At 45.7% G+C, this 20,894-nt stretch carries 18 protein-coding genes; 17 read left to right on the top strand and 1 reads right to left on the bottom strand.

Annotated features, from left to right (window positions below; all coding sequences use genetic code 11):
* Nucleotides 1-90 precede the first annotated feature (90 nt).
* From ACTNEN_RS03395 to ACTNEN_RS03415, 5 genes are read left to right on the top strand one after another with little or no spacing between them, the layout of a single operon-like run.
* A complete protein-coding gene (locus ACTNEN_RS03395; RefSeq protein WP_441204670.1) occupies nt 91-423 on the top strand; it encodes a hypothetical protein in 333 nt (110 codons plus the stop codon).
* A 12-nt stretch (nt 424-435) separates the two neighbouring features.
* Nucleotides 436-2,055 (top strand): response regulator, encoded by a 1,620-nt coding sequence (locus ACTNEN_RS03400; RefSeq protein ID WP_441204671.1) that lies wholly within the window; start codon nt 436-438, stop codon nt 2,053-2,055.
* Between the two features lie 32 nt (nt 2,056-2,087).
* Entirely contained in the window at nt 2,088-4,073 is a 1,986-nt protein-coding gene (locus ACTNEN_RS03405; RefSeq protein ID WP_441204672.1) for a histidine kinase, read from the top strand.
* Complete coding sequence (locus ACTNEN_RS03410) at nt 4,070-5,050, top strand: substrate-binding domain-containing protein (protein WP_441204673.1); 981 nt, start codon at nt 4,070-4,072, stop codon at nt 5,048-5,050. Before ACTNEN_RS03405 ends, ACTNEN_RS03410 begins: the two co-directional genes overlap by 4 nt.
* Nucleotides 5,051-5,064: 14 nt before the next feature.
* Nucleotides 5,065-6,129 (top strand): galactose ABC transporter substrate-binding protein, encoded by a 1,065-nt coding sequence (locus tag ACTNEN_RS03415; RefSeq protein WP_441204674.1) that lies wholly within the window; start codon nt 5,065-5,067, stop codon nt 6,127-6,129.
* Here ACTNEN_RS03415 and ACTNEN_RS03420 read toward each other — a convergent pair.
* Nucleotides 6,123-6,743 carry a DUF6553 family protein gene (locus ACTNEN_RS03420; protein WP_441204675.1) on the bottom strand — a complete coding sequence of 207 codons (621 nt, stop codon included), beginning with the start codon at nt 6,741-6,743 and terminating at the stop codon, nt 6,123-6,125. The two genes, ACTNEN_RS03415 and ACTNEN_RS03420, sit on opposite strands and share 7 nt — an antisense overlap.
* Before the next feature lie 121 nt (nt 6,744-6,864).
* Between ACTNEN_RS03420 and ACTNEN_RS03425 the strand changes: the two genes are divergently transcribed.
* The 12 genes from ACTNEN_RS03425 to ACTNEN_RS03480 all read left to right on the top strand — a co-directional run bounded on the left by ACTNEN_RS03425 (nt 6,865) and on the right by ACTNEN_RS03480 (nt 20,884).
* Nucleotides 6,865-8,412, top strand: a complete 1,548-nt coding sequence (locus tag ACTNEN_RS03425; RefSeq protein ID WP_441204676.1) for a BCCT family transporter — start codon at nt 6,865-6,867, stop codon at nt 8,410-8,412.
* A gap of 289 nt (nt 8,413-8,701) precedes the next feature.
* The gene (locus ACTNEN_RS03430) at nt 8,702-9,382 is read left to right on the top strand and encodes an HAD family hydrolase (protein WP_441204677.1); all 681 of its coding nucleotides are present in this window, start codon (nt 8,702-8,704) and stop codon (nt 9,380-9,382) included.
* A 98-nt stretch (nt 9,383-9,480) separates the two neighbouring features.
* Nucleotides 9,481-10,578, top strand: coding sequence for a PfkB family carbohydrate kinase (locus ACTNEN_RS03435; protein WP_441204678.1), 1,098 nt, complete (start codon nt 9,481-9,483; stop codon nt 10,576-10,578).
* Between the two features lie 371 nt (nt 10,579-10,949).
* Nucleotides 10,950-12,572, top strand: a complete 1,623-nt coding sequence (locus ACTNEN_RS03440; protein WP_441204679.1) for a class I adenylate-forming enzyme family protein — start codon at nt 10,950-10,952, stop codon at nt 12,570-12,572.
* Nucleotides 12,573-12,590: 18 nt separating this feature from the next.
* Nucleotides 12,591-13,028, top strand: coding sequence for a PaaI family thioesterase (locus ACTNEN_RS03445; protein ID WP_441204680.1), 438 nt, complete (start codon nt 12,591-12,593; stop codon nt 13,026-13,028).
* Between the two features lie 30 nt (nt 13,029-13,058).
* The gene (locus tag ACTNEN_RS03450) at nt 13,059-13,775 is read left to right on the top strand and encodes a GntR family transcriptional regulator (RefSeq protein ID WP_441204681.1); all 717 of its coding nucleotides are present in this window, start codon (nt 13,059-13,061) and stop codon (nt 13,773-13,775) included.
* 246 nt (nt 13,776-14,021) lie between these two features.
* Nucleotides 14,022-14,810 (top strand): acyl-CoA dehydratase activase, encoded by a 789-nt coding sequence (locus ACTNEN_RS03455; RefSeq protein ID WP_441204682.1) that lies wholly within the window; start codon nt 14,022-14,024, stop codon nt 14,808-14,810.
* A 14-nt stretch (nt 14,811-14,824) separates the two neighbouring features.
* The gene (locus ACTNEN_RS03460; protein WP_441204683.1) at nt 14,825-16,060 is read left to right on the top strand and encodes a 2-hydroxyacyl-CoA dehydratase subunit D; all 1,236 of its coding nucleotides are present in this window, start codon (nt 14,825-14,827) and stop codon (nt 16,058-16,060) included.
* A gap of 2 nt (nt 16,061-16,062) precedes the next feature.
* Nucleotides 16,063-17,175: a 2-hydroxyacyl-CoA dehydratase subunit D gene (locus ACTNEN_RS03465; protein ID WP_441204684.1), complete on the top strand. Its 1,113-nt coding sequence runs from the start codon at nt 16,063-16,065 to the stop codon at nt 17,173-17,175.
* A gap of 48 nt (nt 17,176-17,223) precedes the next feature.
* Entirely contained in the window at nt 17,224-18,375 is a 1,152-nt protein-coding gene (locus ACTNEN_RS03470) for a YkvI family membrane protein (RefSeq protein ID WP_441204685.1), read from the top strand.
* 49 nt (nt 18,376-18,424) lie between these two features.
* A complete protein-coding gene (locus ACTNEN_RS03475; RefSeq protein WP_441204686.1) occupies nt 18,425-19,657 on the top strand; it encodes a CaiB/BaiF CoA transferase family protein in 1,233 nt (410 codons plus the stop codon).
* 84 nt (nt 19,658-19,741) lie between these two features.
* Nucleotides 19,742-20,884: an acyl-CoA dehydrogenase family protein gene (locus tag ACTNEN_RS03480; protein ID WP_441204687.1), complete on the top strand. Its 1,143-nt coding sequence runs from the start codon at nt 19,742-19,744 to the stop codon at nt 20,882-20,884.
* Nucleotides 20,885-20,894 lie beyond the last annotated feature (10 nt).

Below are 20,894 nucleotides of genomic sequence, written 5' to 3' on the forward strand. Positions count from 1 at the left end.
ATAATAAAGACTGTGGCATATGTCACAGTCTTTATTTTTTAAATAAAATCAGAGGCTTCCATCATATTTTCCAAAAAGAGGATCAGAACTATGACAGCATTTCTTGAGCAGCATGCAATACAGATTTTACTTTGCGTTTTAATTGTTTATGAAGCAGTGCGGCTTCTTGTATTTAAGGATATTGATTCCATTCGTCCCAAGGAGTGGGGACCGGTAAAGGAAGAGTTCCGGGATGCCTATGCCAGAGAAATGGGGATCCTTATCCTGGTCTTTGGCTTATGCATGATCGGGATGGCTGTGATCAGTCTCTATGACGGGCTTATGTCTCTTTTATTTATTTTACTTGCAATTGGTGTGACGTTTTACCGCTTCAACAGAATTGAAAAAAAATACGGTAATGAAAACCACCATTATAAGAGCTGAGGACCGGAGAATATGACACAGGAAGCAATCAATCAATATTCTGTCATGCTTGTGGATGATGAGGAGGATGTTGCAAAGACCATCATCAATAAAATCAACTGGGATGCTCTCGGTTTTACTGTCCAGGGATATGCGCATAATGGACTGGAGGCATTGGAGCAGGCAGAGGAACACCAGCCGGATGTTGTCATGACGGACATTAAAATGCCATATATGGATGGACTGGAATTAAGCCGCAGGCTGAAAAAGCAGTATCCATCGGTTAAGATCATTATTTTTTCCGGATTTGATGAGTTTGAATATGCCAAGGAGGCAATCCGGATTGAGGCAGAGGAGTATATCCTTAAGCCCATTGATGCCGGAGAGCTTTCGGACCTCTTTAAAAGGATTCATCAGGCACTGGATCAGGAATTCAGCGAGAAACAGAACATTAACAAGCTGAAGCATTATTATATGGATAGTCTCCCGATCCTGCAGGAAAACTTCTATACCTCTCTGATCGAGGGCAGAGTCTCGGAGCAAACGCTGCAACGGGAAATGATGGACTATCAGGTAAGCCTCGACGGTCCTTTTTACAGTGTTGTAGTGATCCATAACAGTCAGTCCTTATCACCGGCAGGGATCAATCCGCTGCTCATTACGATGTCTGTAAGGAAGCTTGCGGAGGAGCAGCTTGCGAGGAAATGGAATGCAAGATTTTTTTCGTATCTCGGCAATGTCATTATGATTGCACAACTTCGTACTGAGGCAGAGATCACGGAGCTTACGGATGATTGTGAGGTATTGTCAGGGCTTGCAAAGCATGTGGCGGGAGCAACCATCAGTGTCGGAATCGGCAAGGTTGTTTCGGAGATCCGCAAGCTTCCCTTATCCTACGGAGGCGCCAGAGAGGCAATTTCCTACCGTGTTATTTATGGACGGGGCAAGGCAATCAATATTACAGAAATCGCTCCGGAGGATCATACCGGTGAGGATGTCAGCAGAGACTGGGACCAGTATTTTTTAAGTATTGTAAAAAGTATCAAGGTGGATGGAGCAGAGGAAGTCAAAGCAGCTGTTTCTGCCTTTATCGCTGCCTGTGCACCTAAAAATCCGAGCATTCAGGATTATCATTTTTTTGTCATGGATCTGGTTTCAGAACTGCATAAATTATTAAAGGCAAGTCAGCTCGATGCAGACCTGATTTTTGGCAGAGAAAGTGATTTATATCACAAGGTGACACGTATGGATCTTACGGAGCTTGCGCATTGGCTCGAAGCTACCGCTCTTAAGATCCGGGAAGCTATGAATGAAAACCGCATCAGCTCTACACGCTCGATCGTCATGAGAGCGGAGGACTACGTGCATGAGCATTATGGAGATCAGAACCTCTCCGTGGAGCAGATCTGCGGATATCTTGGAGTCAGCTCCGCCTATTTTTCTACAATTTTTAAGAGAGAAACAGGTAAGACCTTTATTAATTTTCTGACAGATTACAGGATGGAGCAGGCACTCAGGATGCTCCTTGATGAGGAACAGAAAACCTATGTCATTGCGGAAGCCGTAGGCTACTCTGATCCTAATTATTTCAGCTATGCCTTTAAAAAGAAATTCGGCATGTCTCCATCTAAATATAAGGCACAGAAGAGCTGATGCCGGAGCTACAGAATCACAGAAGGACATAAATGGAGCAGAAAAAAAGCCCGGAAAACCTTAAAAAGCAGACAAAAATCGGAAAGCTGGTTTCCGAAACAAACATCCGACGCATATTGCCCAATACGATTCAAACAACCATACTTACATCCTTTACCTTAACCTCCGCAGCGTTACTTATCATCCTGGGAGTTCTTTTGTATGGTGTTTTTGCGGGCAGGATGCGTACGGTTGCGGTTGAAAACACACAGCAGATGCTGGATCAGGCAGTTGTAAGCCTTGAGGATTATCTTGTCAGCATGCGCCGGATTTCTGACGCAATCTATTATGATGTCATCAAAGGCAAGGATATGGATGCGGAAACCGCCGAAAGTGAGATGAATCTCATGTATGAGGCACATAAGGATAATCTGATCAGCATTGCGCTTTTTACCGCAGATGGTGAGCTCTTGTCTGCATCTCCGATTGACAGCCTGAAGGCAGACCTAAATATTCCTAAGCAGCCCTGGTTTCAGAAGGCGATGCAGCAGACCGAGAATCTGCATTTTTCCACACCTTATGTAGAGCATTTGTTTAATGATACATCGTATCGCTATAACTGGGTTTTTTCCCTGAGCCGCGCCGTGGAGCTTACACGCAGCGGCAGCCCTGCCATGGGTGTACTGCTGGTGGATATGAAGTATTCAACCATAGAGCAGATGATGAACCGGATTAATCAGGAGAGTGCGCTGCAGTATGTGTATCTGGTGGATTCTTCGGGCAAAATTATTTACCATCCGAAGCAGATGCAGATTAACTACGGTATTATCCCGGAAAACAATATCAGTGAGGCGCATTATCAGGATGGGCAGCATGAGGAAGTGTTTCATGGAGAGAAGCGCACGGTGATTGTCAGTACCGTATCCTATACCGGATGGAAGATGATTTCTGTGATTCCGCATCGTGTGTACAGCTTCGGACTTGGCAGCATGCGGTATATCCTTGTCATCATCATTGGCATTACGCTGCTTCTGATTCTGGTCTTTTATCAGAGGATCTCGAGCCGTATTTCCCGACCGCTGACGGACCTCAATCATTCGATCCGCAATATGGAAAACGGAGATCTTAATCCGGGAGATATCTATGTGGGCGGCACACAGGAGGTAAGGCATCTTGGGATGACGCTTAGAAACAGTATGCAGAGGATCAACCAGCTGATGCATGATATCGTGGTGGAGCAGGAGGAAAAGCAGAAGTCCGAGATGGATGCCCTGCAGTCACAGATCAATCCGCATTTTCTTTATAATACATTGGACTCCATTGTCTGGATGATCGAGGGAGAGCATAACAAGGATGCTGTGTTTATGGTGACGCAGCTCGCCAGCTTGTTCCGCATCAGTCTTTCCCGAGGTAAGAATATTATCCCGATCGAGCAGGAGCTTAAGCATGCGGAGAACTATATGAACATCCAGAAAGTCCGTTATAAAAATGCCTTTACCGTGCGATTTGACATTGATCCGCAGATCCGCGATTATGCTACGGTGAAGCTGATTATTCAGCCGCTTCTGGAAAATGCCATTTATTATGGCGTTGGAGATATGGAGGAGGATGACGGCGGAGAGATTGTGATCCGCGGCTGGATGGAAGCAGCGCCTGGCACCGGAGAGTCTCCACAGGCACAGAACGGAAAGGAAGATAAAAATGAGCCTGCAGATATAGATGAAGCTTCCTCCGGGGATATTTATATCAGCGTCACGGACAATGGCTATGGCATGACCAAGGAAGCCGCGGAAAACCTGCTTAAGGAAAACCCGGAGGGTGCACGCCGCGCGCCAAGGCATGGATCCGGGGTCGGGCTCCTCAATGTTCATAACAGGATCCGGCTCCGCTTTGGAGAGGCTTATGGTCTGACGGTAGCTTCAGAGCCGGATGAAGGGACGACGGTAACCATTCATCTCCCGGCGGTTCCGTTTACTGATGAGAACCAGAGGCTGCTGGAGAGCGGACGCTATCACAGGAAAGGAGCAGAGAAATTATGAAAGAGAGAAATCCTTTTACTGTGACGGCAGTTTCGACCATTATTATAGCTATTGCCATTGCGTTTTTTATGCTTCTGCGTGGCAATGGACAGAAAAACTATCGCATTTCCGTGATTGTAAGCAATTCCACAGAGAGCCGTTGGAACACACTGCATGCAGGTCTGGAGCAGGCAGCGGAGGATAGTGACATTCGCCTCAATTATGTTTATACCAGCTATCTTGATAAGCTTGAGGATCAGGTGAGACTTATGGAAGCGGAAATCAATGATGGCTCGGACGGGATTATTACAGAATTTTGTGACAGCCAGAATACGCAGGAAATCATACAGCGTCTGTCTGTCAAGGCACCGATCGTCATGATCAATACTACAGCGGAGGCAGATCCAGATGTGGAGGGAAACCACGCGAGTGTGACGCCCGATAACTATGAGATCGGTCGGGCGATCGGAAATGAACTGATTATCGCTTATGGAGATGAGCTTGGCTTAAAGTCCATGGGGATTATAAGTGGAAATCCCAGGCAGACAGCGATGCAGGAGCGGCTCCGAGGCTTTATGGATGTGGTTTCCGACAGAAATCCCGCGATTACATGGCAGATACCGTATGGCAGGGATACAGAAGGACAGATCCGGGAGGCGGATCAGGAGCATCCGGCAGATATCCTCATCGGACTCGACAACGGAAGCCTGGAGGCTGCAGTAGATTATGTATCGGATCAGGGACTTCAGGATAAAACCGTACTTTTTGGAGCGGGCTGCAGCGAGAAGCTGGTGTACTATATTGACAGTGGACTGATCCGCAGTATGATTCTGCCGGATGACTTCCGTGTCGGTTATCAGAGCCTCACGGATCTTGCGGGAAAGCTGGATAACCGAATGTCGGTTTTAACAGATCGGCAGGTAGGATACAACGTGGTGCATAAGGAGAATCTTTTCCGTGAGGAAAACCAGAACATTTTGTTTCCGATTGTGCAATAGGAGGGGAAGTATCTGTGAAAAAAACGCTGTGTTGTGAAAATATCCGTCGTATGCTCTGCCTTTTTGCCGCGGCAGGGATGATGACGGGCTGTGCCGCCTATACTCCTGTAGATAAGACTCCGTCTAAAATACGGATCGGGGTTACGCTCTATGATGAGTATGATACCTTCCTCGGAGAGCTGATGCAGTGCTTTAATCAGGATGTGTTTGCAAAGCAGTCGGAGGGAGGCCCGGAAATTACGGTCAATATGTACGGTGCCTCCAAAAATCAGGCGATCCAGAACGATCAGGTTAAGGAGATGATCAATAATGACTGTGATGTCCTGTGTGTGAATCTTGTAGATAGAACAGCACCGACGGAAATCATTGATTTTGCCCGCAGCGCAGGCATTCCGGTGATCTTTTTTAACAGAGAGCTCGTTGAGGAGGATCTCCTCCAGTGGGACCAGCTGTATTATGTGGGAGCGGATGCATTCCAGTCGGGTACCATGCAGGGAGAGCTTGCGGTAGATGCGATCCGGAGTCAAAACGGTGACAAGAACGGCGACGGAAGCATTCAGTATATTGTACTGGAGGGGGAAGCCGGACATCAGGATGCGATCGTCCGCTCGGAAAACTCCGTCAATCGTATGGTGGAGCTTGGCGTAAAGCTGGATAAGCTCGGCTATGGCATTGCGAACTGGAATCAGGCGCAGGCGGAGACAAAGATGAATCAGTTCATTGATCAGTACGGTTCAGATATTGAGCTTGTGCTTGCCAACAATGATGAAATGGCACTTGGAGCAATCGCTGCCTGCAAAAGTCAGAACATACCGGAGAAAGATCGCCCGATTATACTGGGCATCGATGGCACCAAGACAGGTCTGCAGGCGGTGAAAGATGGTGAAATGTACGGAACTGTCTTTAACGACAGCGCCGGTCAGGCCCAGGCGATGTTTGAGCTTGCGTACCAACTGGCGACGACCGGCACCACAGATGGAATTACACTTATGGATGGAAAGTATATCCGTCTGGATTATCAGAAAATTACAAAGGATAATGTGGATGATTTTATAAAAGGCAGCAGAAGTACTCAGTAGCCGATAAAATCATGCCAGTACTGATCTCCGTTTTCAATCATATTGATATAGGCATGCCGCATGATCTCACGGAAGGGTCCGACCTCCTTTTCGATCCCGAACTTTGCAGGGATGACATGAGTGACTTCATTAATTTCCGCTGCAATTTTCCGGGCGAGGGTCTGGTCCTTCATCCTAAACATCCCAAACGCTGTTGCCTGGTAGTTCCGGTCATTTACGCAGGTCGTAATCCATAGATGGGCAAACTGCCGCCATTCATTCAGCAGCACGGGATCGGGGGTATCCTCCAGCACACAAAGCGCAGTGAAGCATCTGCGGATTTCCCGCTCGATCCTTCGGCGGTTATAAAAGTGGAGATTTGTCCGTCCCTCGATCAGAATTGTCATCCAGGATGCGATGAAATTATCCTTCCGTACACCGTTTGGCAATTTTTTATCCGGATAGCGCTTCCGAAGGAGCAGAAGACGGCGCTGATCCTCCTTGGACTCCGGGTGATCGTTCAGCACCTGAAGCAGCAGCGCTTCCCGTTCATCAATATCCTTTATATCGTAATAATGCTCCGGCCAGTTCTCCAGATAATTGACCGGAGCGGTTTTTTCATGGTTTAAAAGCATAAAACCCTCCCCGAAACAGTATTACAGATATTTTACCATATATCCTGCAAGATGTCCGAATTTATTGACATGAAAGAAATCTCATGCTATATTGTTCAAAATAAAAGAAAGAAGGCATAAAATGAACAAAAAAGACGGAAAATTCGGGAAGTATAGCGGGCAGCTGGACTGGATGATCACATTGGTTCCGCTGCTTCTGATCGTTGTGCTATGCATGTTGTTTTTTATTTTGCCGGAGCAGTCCAATGTGATGCTGACGGCGGTGCGGACCTTCCTTGGAGATTGCTTTGGTGTCTATTATCTTGCCATCGGACTGGGCATGGCATTGATCTCCGTCTTTCTCTGCGCTTCAAAATATGGCAGCATCGTACTGGGAGCACAAGATGAGAAGCCAAAATACAGCTTTTTTGCCTGGGGCTCAATGATGTTTACCGCAGGACTCGCGGCCGACATCCTCTTTTATTCCTTCTGTGAATGGATGCTGTACTGGGAGGATCCGCATACCGCGGAGATGGGAGACCTCATGGAGTGGTCCAGCACCTATACACTGTTTCACTGGGGACCGACGGTCTGGTCGTTTTATCTGGTTCTGGCTGTCGCGTTTGGTTTTATGCTGCATGTACGGAAGCGTACTCGCCAGAAGTATTCAGAGGCATGCAGGCCGATCCTTGGAAAGTATACGGATGGTCTTGCAGGACGTCTGATCGATCTGTTGGCGGTCTTTGCGCTGCTTGCGGGTACGGCAACGACTTTTTCTGTGGCGACACCACTTCTTGCGGAGGCGATCAAGGCGTTGACCGGCATCACCTTATCCGAGCGGATCATAACAATCTGTATTTTGCTGCTTACCTGCGTGATTTATACTTATTCTGTTATGAAGGGCATGCTCGGGGTTTCCATGCTTGCCAACATCTGTACCTACTGCTTCTACGGACTACTTTTGTTTGTTCTGCTGTTTGGAGGAGATACAAAATTTATTGTAGAAAACGGCTTTTCCGCTATGGGAAGGCTTGCCCAGAATTATTTTACGCTGTCCACCTACACGGATCCGCTCCGGAAAACGGGATTTGCGCAGAACTGGACTATTTTTTACTGGGCATACTGGCTTGTGTGGTGTGTAGCGGCACCGTTTTTTATCGGCAGCATTTCCAGGGGACGTACCATCCGGCAGACCATCCTGGGAGGTTATGTCTTCGGTATGGGCAGTACCTTTGTAAGCTTTATTATCTTAGGAAATTACGGACTTGGACTGCAGGTCTTTGGCAGACTGGACGTCGTTTCTCTATATGAAAAGACACAGAATCTTTACAGCACGGTGATTGCCATGATCGAGCAGCTGCCTTTGGCACCGGCGGTGCTGGTCTTACTTATAGTAACGATGATTGCTTTTTACGCGACCTCGTTTGATTCCATCGCGCTGGTGGCATCGCAGTATACCTATAGAAAGCTTGGAGAGGGAGAGGAGCCGGCAGGACTCATCAAAGCCTTCTGGTCGATCCTTCTGATTTTACTTCCGGTGGCACTGGTATTTTCAGACAGCTCTATGGCAAACCTTCAGTCCGTAAGTATCATTGCGGCATTTCCGATCGGATTTGTCATACTGCTGATTACGGCAAGCTTTATCAAAGACGCGGGAGATTATCTTGAGGAAATCAAAAAGAGCAAGTGACAGTATATATATTGAAATATTGAAAATCTGTCTGAAGATTCAAATGACATTAGATATTAAATGACATTAAATAAAAAAAGACCCTGTAAAAAGGGAATACGCTATAAATGATAAAGCCCTATAAAAGGGAGGAGGCCAGGGATCCATTGGATCCCTGGCCGAGTATTATGAAAAAAATCTTATTAAGCTAGATAACTTTTCTTTGTTATCTATGTGATAATATAAAGGTCAGTAGTGAACAAACTATGTGTTTCCTGTAAACAAATTTAAAACAAACTATGAACGAATTATGAACAAAACAAAGCAGAATTTTAACAGAACAATCAACGTAATTTTTGACGTAGACGGTACCTTGTGGGATTCCGCAGGGGAGGTCAGCAATGCATGGAACTCTGTGCTTTTAAAACATACAGAGCTCGGTAGTCCGCAGATCACAGTAGAGGATATGTACCGTTATATGGGGCATACCATGGAGGAAATCGCGCTCATGATGCTGCCGGATGCCGGTGAGAAACAGCGTAAGGAAGTCATGGAGGAGTGCATGGAAGTGGAAAACAAGTGGCTTATGACGCACAGCGGACGTTTCTATCCTGCGCTTGCCGGCACACTTGACCGTCTGCTTAAAATGGGCTGTCAGCTCTATATTGTCTCCAACTGTCAGGACGGCTATATCCAGGCCATGCTTACATGTGGAGATCTTACAAGTAAAATCAGCGATTTTGAATGCTTCGGCCGCACGAAGCTCCAAAAGGGCGATAACATTTTGCTCCTTATGAAACGGCAGGGGATCGCTCCGGAAACTGCTGTTTATGTCGGTGACACAGCGATGGATGAAAAAGCAGCAAAGCATGCAGGCATCCGTTTTATCCACGCGAAATACGGATTCGGTAAGGCAGATGCACCCGATGCCTCGCTTTCTGCTATCCATGAGCTTCCGGAAGTTCTCTCTAAAATGTTTCCGGACTTCTAAGTTCAGGGGAAGTATGCTATACTCCAGTTCTAATCTGATTTCATTCTGTTCATTACATTCGGAAGATCATTCCGGACTTACAGGAAGCGGAGGTTGGTATGGACTTACATTTAAGACCGGCATCAGAATGCTTTTATGATGCGGCATCACTGGGAGAAATCATGCTGCGGTTTGACCCGGGAGAGGGCAGGATCCGTACTGCCAGGTCATTTCGTGTCTGGGAGGGCGGTGGCGAATATAACGTGATCCGCGGTCTCCGGAAATGCTTTGGTATGAAAACCGCCGCGATTACAGCATTCGCCGATAATGAGGTCGGACATCTGGTCGAGGACTTCATTATGCAAGGCGGAGTGGATACGGCCCTTGTAAAATGGTTCCCAACAGACGGAATCGGCAGAGTCTGCCGTAACGGTCTGAATTTTACAGAACGAGGCTTTGGTATCCGGGGTGCCAAGGGCTGCTCAGACCGTGCCAATACCGCAATCTCCAAGGCAAGACCAGAGGATTTTGATTTTGACTATATCTTTGGAGAGCTCGGCGTCAGATGGTTCCATACCGGAGGCGTATATGCATCCATTTCCGAGCAGAGCTGCGAGACCGTGATTGAGGCGATTAAAACAGCAAAAAAATACGGCACAATCATATCATATGATTTAAATTATCGTCCCTCGATGTGGTCAGCGATCGGCGGTGAACAAAAGGCGAGAGAGGTAAATCAGGAGATTGCCGGATATGTGGATGTTATGATCGGAAATGAAGAGGAATTCACAAAGTGTCTCGGACTGCAGGTTGAAGGACAGGATGCTTCCTTCCGGCATCTCAATGTGGACGGATATAAAAAGATGATTGAGGAAGCTGTTAAGAAGTATCCTAATTTCCGTGTGGTTGCGACAACCCTCCGTGCAGTGCATACTGCGACGGTGAATGACTGGTCGGCTTTGTGCTGGGCAGACGGTGAGATCTACAGATCCAAAAGCTTTGAACGGATTGAGGTACTGGACCGTGTAGGGGGAGGCGATTCCTTTGCATCTGGCCTGATTTACGGACTTATGACCTATGGAGATCCGGAGCTGGCGGTAAACTATGGCGCAGCGCACGGCGCACTTGCCATGACAACACCGGGAGATACCTCCATGGCAACCAAACAGGAGGTGGAAGATGCGATGGGAGGCTCCAGCGTAAGGATCCGGAGATAAAGCTTGTCTAGTTTTGATCTGCAATTTCATCTGGTAGAAGATATATGACAGGAAGCAAAGGCATATAGCGCTCTGAAATTATACAGTATTATCCTGCAAGCCATGATGCATAAGTATTAAAAGCCATTGGTAGGGACGAAAGCTTGTCTTATTTTGGTAAGAAAGCAGTCGCCTCTGCCAATGGCTTTTTGATGCCAGAAACGAGAATAGCAACAAAAACAATAAAAACGATAAAAAATTAACAAAATGATTGTATTCCAGTATACATGCTGATATAGTTATAGGCAGTAATTGATATGTGAACAAGTATACATGGGTATATGATGCTTCTATTATAAAGACATGAGCTTGAGTTATGTCAGGGGGGAGAAATGGAACTGGTTCATAAAACGCTTGGCGACTGTCTCAGAGAGACGGCTCTGAAATATCCGGATCATATCGGCATGGAACGTGATGGATGGACATGCACCTTTAAGGAAATGGATGAAATTACAGATGTCTATGCCGGACGACTCATGCATCAGTATGGAATCCGGAGGGGTATGCATGTCGGAATCTGGAGTGTTAATACACCAAGCTTTGTTTTTACAACTCTTGCGCTCGCCAAAATCGGAGCAGTTACCTGCGCTTTTAATACGTTCTATAAGGTAGAGGAAATGTCCAAGATCCTACGGACCTCCGATGTCGAGCTGCTTTTTTATGGCAGTGGATGTAAGGATACCGTCTATGACGATCTGATTCCGGAGATTAAACGCCGTACCCCGTCTGTAAGACATTTTTATCATATTGATGAAAAAGAGGGCGGTATATGGATGTCTATGGACAGCTTCACGGAAAAAGAAAAATCCGAGGAGACACTTCAGAGTGTTCGTGAAGCCGCACGGCAGGTAACATCCGGGGATCCGATCTTTATCATTTTTACATCAGGAACCACGGATATTCCAAAGGGTGTGGTACTTACACATTTTGGTGTGGTAAATGATGTACTGCATGTGAAGTATTACATGCGCTGGTCAGAGAATGACAAAATGTGTGTCTGCGTACCTATGTTTCACTGCTTTGGACTGGTTACCGCACTGGTCGGATCAATTGTTATCGGATTTACCATGCATTTATTGCCGTATTTCAGAACAGCGACCGTATGGAGAGCCATCCTTGACTTCCATTGTACAATCCTTATCGGCGTGCCGAGTATGTTTCTTGCATTGATCCATAAGAGCGAATATGCCGGTTTGCTCGGTACCTCACTTACTTCTGGAATTGTTGGAGGTTCTCCTCTGCCGGCGGAGCAGTACATTGAGATCTGCAGAAGATTTCCTAATATGCATCTGCAGACCTCCTTTGGCATGACGGAAATGTCTGCAAGTGTTACCAATGCGGATTGGGATGAGCCGATTGAAAAAAAGGCTGTGACTTGCGGACGTCTTATGGAGGATGTGGAAGGTCGCATTGCGGAACCGGGTACAGGTAAGGTCCTTGGCAAAAATCAGATCGGAGAAATTCAATTCCGTGGCTTTAATGTCATGAAGGAGTATTACAATAATCCAGAAAAGACAAAGGAAGCCTTTACGGAGGATGGCTGGTTTAGAACCGGAGACCTGGGATATTTCAATAATGATGATGAACTGTGTGTAACCGGACGACTCAAGGATATTATTATCCGTGGAGGAGAAAATATCTCGCCTGTAGAGATTGAGGATGTAATTTTACGCTCCGGAATGGTGGATGAGGTCAAGGTCATCGGTGTGCCATCTAAATTCCGGCAGGAGGAGGTTGCTGCCTGCATTGTGCCCAAAAATCATAATGACCTGAATATTGAGCATTTCTGTGCATTTTTAAGACCTCGGCTTGCAACGTATAAATTACCTTACTATATTATAAGCTTTGATAAACTGCCGATGACTGCGAGCGGTAAGCCGGACATCAAGGAAATACGCGATCAGGCGATTACTATGATCAAAAACGCGAACAATCGATGTTATATCAATAAATAAGCAATGGAAGTATGGAAAATGGAAAAAAATGATGTATTCTATAAGAGAGTTTTGGAATACAGGAATTCAGAACATAATCCCTATGGTCAGCTCCTGGGATTTCATATTGTGGATATCCAAAAAGGCTACGGACGCGTCGAAATTGATCTGAAAAATGACATTATGAACTCGCTCGGATTTGCACATGGAGGAGTACTGTTTTCTCTGGCAGATTCAGCGAGCGGCGCTGCGGCTGCATCGCGTGGGACTAAAAACGTCACGCTGAGTGGGAATCTGAATTTTGTGCATCAAGGTAGAGGCTTCCGTAAACTGATTGCGGAAGCACGCTCTGTGCATGAAGGCAAGACGATTTCAGTTTACAATACGACGATCCATAATGAAAATGGCGAGTTGATTGCCGAGGGAAGCTATACCTATTATGATCTGCACATTCCTCTGTTTGACCAGGACCTGTAAACAGCAAGTCAAAGAGAGAAGAGGAAGTTAATGAACAGTAAAAATTACAGTTTTAATCAGATCACATCGATGAAAAGCTTAAGTAGTGAAGAAATTTATCAGGAAATACTTCAGAAAATCATAGATTTAAGCTATGAGCCGGGTAGATTACTCAGTGAAAATCAGATGACGGATGAGTATAAGGTGTCGCGGACTGTAATACGAGCTGTATTTGCAAGACTTCAGCAGACAGGTTTTTTGGAAGTATATCCTCAGAGAGGAACCTTTGTATCACTCATTGATTTAAATTATATTTCGGATATATTAATGCTTCGTACTGCACTGGAAAAAGAGATTATTTATGAGCTGATCAGTAGTCTGCCGGACGAGGAGCTTGAAAAGTTAATCTCCAAACTGGAAGAAAATATGGAGCAGCAGCGCTCATGTATGCATGAAAAAGATTATCATGGGCTGTTTCCCAAACTTGACTCCGAGTTCCATCACAGCATGATCCACTCTGCGCACAGAGATTCTCTGATGGCAATGATTTCTCCATACATGGCACATCTCGCCAGGTGGAGAAACTTTGATGTTTCCCTTGGAAATCGGGTTCCGGAATTGATCGCAGAGCATCAGGATATCCTTACGGGTCTGAAGCAGCATGATGTTTTGGCAACGCAAAAGGCCATGGCAAAGCATCTGGATACCATCAATGGAATTGCAGAAAAAGCTATACAAGAATATCCGGGGTATTTTGTCAAAAGATGATAATAGTATCTTGATAAAAAGGGCTGACGATAGGCCCTTTTTATTTTACAATCTTAAATATCACTAAAAATATAAAAATATTATATTCAAATCCACAAAAATTTTTTTTTTAACAAAAAAAGATTTACATTATAGATATGCATTGATAAAATAATAACGATTCCGAAAGGAATATTTTTTGATGGTTGGTTGTATACAAATAAACATGTATACGTATCAACATGTATACGAAATAGGAGATAGGTCATGTATACACTGGGTGTGGATATTGGTTCTACAACTGCAAAGGCAGTAATACTGGAAAACGGAGAGCGCATTGTTGCTTCGTCCATTATTATTGCAACGGTTGGAACAAGCGGAGTGCAGAATGCTGTCACGGAAGTGCTTGACAAATCTGGACTACGGATGGAGGACATGACCGCTGTTGTTGCAACGGGATATGGCAGACAGACATATGAGCAGGCAGATTACCAGATCAGTGAGCTTAGCTGCCATGCAATCGGTGCGCACTTTGTCTTTCCTGATGTGCATACGGTCATCGATATCGGTGGACAGGATGCAAAGGTTTTGTCTCTTAACGAGCGAGGACAGCTTGCAAATTTTGCGATGAATGACAAATGCGCAGCAGGTACCGGACGTTTCCTGGATGTTATGGCAAGTATCCTGAATCTTAAAATCAGTGATTTGGAAAAGGAAGCAGCCAAGGCAACAGAACCGGCGCAGATTTCCAGCACTTGTACGGTTTTTGCGGAATCAGAGGTTATCTCACAGCTTGCCAACGGCGTCAAAATACCGGATGTAGTTGCCGGGATCTGCAGCTCGGTGGCATCCAGAGTTGCCTCGCTTGTACGCAGAGTCGGCGTACAGGAAAAGGTATGCATGACCGGAGGAGTTGCTCAGAATGGTGGTGTGAGACTCGCACTGGAAAAGGAACTTGGTGTTCCGATTTTATATGATGACAAAGCACAGCTTATGGGGGCTCTGGGAGCTTCCCTGTATGCTTTCAATAAAGAAAATAAAAAAAATAATGCATAAGGAGGTTCTATTTTATGGCAGAAGAAGTAAAAAAGCAGAGACCGGCACCGGATCCTAATTCAGCAAAGATGCGTCTTAGAAAAATCGCGGCGGATGCATATTCAGATGCTATAGAAGCAAAAAAGCGTGGAGAGCTCGTTGGATGGTGCTCCAGCAACTTTCCGGTGGAAATTCCGGAAACTCTGGGATTAACCGTCTGCTATCCTGAAAACCAGGCAGCTGGTATTGCAGCCAGAGGCGGCGGAGAGAGGATGTGCTCAGAAGCAGAGAGCGAAGGCTACAGCAATGATATCTGCGCATATGCTAGAATCTCGCTTGCATATATGAAGCTTAAGAGTGCACCAGAGCAGGATATGCCGCTTCCGGATTATGTACTGTGCGCTAATAACATTTGTAACTGTATGATCAAGTGGTATGAAAATATCGCTAAAGAACTGAATATCCCGATGATCATGATCGATATTCCGTTTAACCCGGATTATGAGGTTTCCGAGGCGGAGATTGATTATATTGAAGCGCAGATGTGGGATGCGATCCATCAGCTGGAAAAGATTACCGGTCATAAATGGAGCGATGAAAAGTTCAGACAGGTACAGCAGATTTCCGGCAGAGCCAGCAAGGCATGGCTGGATGCAACTGCTACGGCAAGATATGTACCATCTCCATTTAACGGATTTGACCTGCTCAACCATATGGCGGTTATGGTAACTGCCAGAGGTAAGGAAGAAGCTGCCGAGGCTATGGATAAGCTTAATTCCGAGTATGAGGAGAATCATCTCAATGGTACGTCCACTTTCCATGCAGAGGAGAAGTACCGGATCATGTTTGAGGGTATTGCCTGCTGGCCGTGGCTTCGTGTGACATCTACCGGACTTAAAGGCCGTGGAATCAACATGGTAACTACAATTTATGCCGATGCCTTTGGATTTATCTATAAAGATTTCAGAGATATGTGCAGAGCCTACGCTGAAGTGCCTAACTGCATGAACATCGAGCACGCAAGGGATAAGAGAGTCCGCCTCTGCAAGGATAATCATGTAGAAGGTCTGCTCGTACATACTAATCGTTCCTGCAAGCTTTGGTCCGGATTTATGCCGGAGATGTCCCGTCAGATCGGTAAGGAATGCAATATCCCGGTGGTTTCCTTTGATGGGGACCAGGCGGATCCGAGAAATTTCTCAGAAGCACAGTATGATACAAGAGTACAGGGTCTTATGGAGATTATGGATACCAATAAGGAGGCAAAGTGAGTATGACTTCAAAAGAAATTTTTGCAAAGCTTCACGAGGTTGCATTTAATCCAAAGCAGCAGCTTAATCAGTATCTCGCGGATGGTAAAAAGGTTGTTCTGGTAACTTACTATACCCCAAATGAGATCATCCATTCCATGGGACTTGTACCGATGGGTGTATGGGGCGCTGACATTCAGCTCAATCAGTCTAAAAAATATTTCCCGGCGTTTATCTGCTCTATTATGCAGTCGATTCTGGAACTTGGCATCAATGGGACCTATAAGGGTGCATCCGCGCTGGTTGTTCCTTCCCTCTGCGATTCGCTGAAGTGTATTGGACAGAACTGGAAGTATGCAGTAAAGGATATCCCGTTTATTCCGATGAGCTATCCGCAGAACAGAAAGCCGGATTATGGCAAGCGCTTTACCAAGGCTGGATATGAGAGAGTCATTTCCGATCTGGAAGCGATTACAGGAGCACATTTCTCAGATGACAATTTGAGAGTATCCAATCATATTTACAACGAGCATAACGCTGTGATGCGTGAGTTTGCCGAGGTTGCATCTGAGTACGAGGTTTCCGCACAGGAAAGATCCGATGTATTTAAGAGTGCCTGGTTCATGCTCCCGGAGGAGCATACCACTCTCGTTAAGGAGCTTATTGAGAGACTTAAAGAGGGACCAAAGGACAGCCGTAAGGTAAGAGTGCTTGTCAGCGGTATCCTTGCAGATGCTCCGCAGCTTCTGGAGCTTTTTGAGAAATACGGCATCAAGGTTGCATTTGATGATGTATGTGATGAATCCAGACAGTATAAGAAAGACGTACCGGAGACCATTCAGAATCCGATGGACGGACTTGTAGAGAAGTTCTGCTCTATGGATGATGATACCTTGCTCTATGATGCAGACAAAAAGAGAGTGGATTACATTGTTACCGAGGCTCAGAAGCATCATGCAGAGGGCGTTATTGTGCTGATGACCAAGTTCTGCGATCCGGAGGAATTTGATTATGTACCGATCAAGAGAGCATGTGAGAAGGCAGGCCTCCATCAGGTAAATATCGAGGTGGACCGTCAGATGGTGAACTATGAACAAGCCGCAACGCAGCTGGAAGCCTTTAGCGAGCTGTTCTGATAATACGTATTCCTTACACACGTTGGGGGTTATAGGAGGAAAAAAGCAATGAACGGAAATAATAGGGAAAGCCGTTTTGCCATTGAGATTGGTGTGGCGTTTGTGTGGTTTACAACGCAGTTTGGCGGTGGATTTGCATCCGGCAACCAGTTAAGAGCTTACTTTGTACGATTTGGAAACTGGGCGTTTCTAACCTGCCTGATTTCACAGGCAATCGGCGCATTTTATCAGTGGTATGCACTTAGATATGCAAGACGTCATAATGTATATGACTACAGAAGCTTTAACAACAGCTTTTATGGAAAGTATGCACCGATCTTTTCTAATTTGTACGAGCTGGTATATGTCGTAACGCTCTGTGTTGCACCTGCGGCAGCTTTTGCAACTGGTGTAGAAACCATGAAGACATCCTTTGGTTTAAATCATTGGGTTGGGACCATATTTGTCGGATTATTTATTTTCATAGTAGCAGTTTATGGCACTAACGTTGTACGAAGAGTGGCGTCGTTCCTGTCGATCGCCATTGTTGCCGGACTTTTTCTGGTTTATGTTCCCAATATCTTTGCACAGTGGGGAGATATCCAGGCTAATATAGCAGCAAGCTCCGCAGCTCCGCAGCCATTTGGTAAGGCTCTGTGGATGACCATAGTATATGGATCTTTCCAGCTCGCATCTATTGGTCTTTTGGTTCAGCATGCAGCTCCATTTAAAGAGCCTGATGATGCCAGAACTTCGATGATCGCCGGATTTTTTGTAAATGGTATTATCTGCCTCATGGCAGTACTTGGGCTTACTGCCATTACCAATGACCCGAACTGGATGAAGGAGCCAATTCCTCTTATGATCCTTGTCAATAAAGGACCAGCATCCGCAATTCTGAGACCAATCATTTCCATCCTGATTGTACTTGGTTCTGTTTCCACCGCAGTTAATATGATCGCAGGTATGTCCAACAGAGTCTGCAAGGGACTGGATCCTAAGTTCAATCCGACCGATAAGCCGGGTAAAAATGTAATCATTGTTACACTAGTTTGCACGGTTGTAGCATTTTTGATTGCACAGCTTGGCCTCAACAAGATCGTCGCTGTCGGATATAAGTATCTCGGATACCTTACGATCCCGGTTATCGTAATTCCGTACATTGTACATATGATTGTTACAAAGTTTGATTCATTACCTCTGAAAGATGAAACAAAGTAATAATGCTTTATCTGAAGCGGGTAATTGTCAATAAAAAGGAGAGTTAGTCATGAGTAAGTTACTAGAAGGTGTGAGAGTTGTAGAGCTTGCTAATTTTATTGCGGCAGCAACAGCAGGCAGATTTCTTGCGGACTGCGGCGCCGATGTCATCAAGATTGAGGCACCGAAGGGCGATCCGCTCCGGTATACCGCTCCGTCTGAGGGCAGACCACTGGACTGGCTGGAAAATACTACATGGGAACTGGAAAATGCCAATAAGAGAGAGGCATCTCTTAATTTAAAGTCTCCGGAAGGCATGGAAGCTTTTTATAAGCTCCTCTCAACTGCAGATGTACTGATCACCAACTGGCGGATCCAGGCATTGGAAAAGCTGAATCTGGATTATGATCATCTTAAGGTAAAGTTTCCGAAGCTTGTCTATGCGATCTGCACCGGTTACGGTGAAAAGGGACCTGATAAGGATCTGCCAGGGTTTGATTTCACAGCATTTTTTGCAAGAGGTGGTTATTTACATTCACTGCATCAGGCAGGAGATCGTCCGATGAATGTTACACCTGGACTTGGAGATCATAATGTTGGCATGAATCTTGCAGCAGGTATCCTTGCAGCACTCTACCATGCCAAGATGACTGGAGAAGGCGAGAAGGTTGAGACGTCGCTGTTTGAAACTTCGATTTACAACATGGGTATGATGGTGCAGGCTGCAAACTATGATGGCATTGCAAGGAAATACCCGATTGATGCAAGAAATGCGGCAACCCCGACCAATAACTGCTTTAAGACAAAGGATGGTCGTTACATCCAGCTGTGTACTCCTGACTACAATATGTACTATGACAAGGTTATGCGTTCGATTCATCGAGAGGACCTTGTCGGCAATAAGGAGTATTTCCCAATTCTGGAATGCCAGAAAAACGGCAAGACACAGGAGGTTTATGATATTGTAACGAATGAGTTTGCCAAGTACACCAAGGATGAGATGGTAAAGAGCCTTACGGAAAACGATGTTGCGTTTGGTCTTGCACAGAGCTGGGAGGAAATCCTTGCGGATAAGCAGGCAGAGGCCAATGACTGTTTTTATGATATGAAGTTCCGGACAGGTAACACCAGAAGACTTGTAAGACTTCCAGTTAAGTTTGCCAACATGGGAGTTCCGGAATACAACAGAGCACCGGACCTTGGAGAGCAGGGACCGGAGGTGCTTAAGGAATTAGGCTATTCCGATGAAGACGTAAAACGGATGATTGAAGATAAGGCACTTTACATTCGCGATAATAAATAAGTAAATCTGTGAGGGCAATGATGCTGCTATTGATTTAATGACCGTTATCATTGCCCTTCTTTCTATATTTAAGGAGGAGTACGCATGGTTCTTTCAGAAAAATATGAAATGCTGAGAAAGAATTTCCGTAATTTTGCTGAAACTGAATTTACAAAGGAAATCCAGGACAGACTGGATGCAACCGGAGAATTTGATGAAGAGCTGTATGCCAAGATGGCAAAATACGGATTTACCGGTGTAAAAATTCCAAGAGAGTATGGCGGACAGGGAGCAGATACGCTGACCTATATGATTATGGGTGAGGAATTTGCAAGAGTGATGCCGGTTGCCACAATTTATGTCAATACTCCCAATTCCCTTGGTGCAGGGCCGATTTTGATGTGCGGAACAGAGGAGCAGAAGCAGGCAATTCTGCCGGATGTAGCGGCAGGTAAAAAGCATATTGTTTTTGCACTTACCGAGCCTGGTGCCGGTTCCGATGCCGGAAGCATGCAGACCTACGCCGTTGAGGATGGAGATGATTATATCATTAATGGACGTAAGTGCTTTATTTCCGGTGCGCCGTTTGCGGATTATGCTGTGGTTTATGCCAAAACAGACCGTACACAGAAGGGCAGCAAGGGAATCTCAATGTTTATCGTAGATATGAAGACTCCCGGTATCAGCACAGGTAAGCCTGAGGCTAAGATGGGCATCGGCGGTTATCCGACCTCGGATATCAGCTTTGACAATGTACGGGTAAACAAGAAATGGCTTCTCGGACCAAAGGACAAGGGCTTCCAGACGGCACTTAAGACACTGAATGGTGGACGTCTCGGGGTAGCCGCTCAGTCCCTCGGACTTGCACAGGGATGCCTGGAAGAAGCGATCAAGTACTCCAAGGAAAGAGTTCAGTTTGGTCGTCCGATCTGCAAGAACCAGGCGGTCAGCTTTGCAATTGCAGAAATGGCAACAGAGATTGAAGCAGCGAGATGCATGGTTTATACGGCGGCGCAGGAAATGGATGCCGGAGTTAAGGATAATTACATTAAGTGTGCAATGTGCAAGTACTATGCTGCAGAGATGGCGAACCGTGTTGCATATAAGGCACTTCAGATCTTTGGAGGTTATGGATATATAAAGGAATATAAGATCGAGCGCATGTATCGTGATGCCAGAATCTTCAGTATTTATGAAGGCACAAGTCAGGTTCAGCAGATGGTAATCTCTGGCGCGCTGTTACATTGATGGGAGGAAT

The sequence above is a fragment of the Oribacterium sp. HCP28S3_H8 genome (assembly GCF_052064775.1).
GTDB lineage: Bacteria > Bacillota > Clostridia > Lachnospirales > Lachnospiraceae > Oribacterium.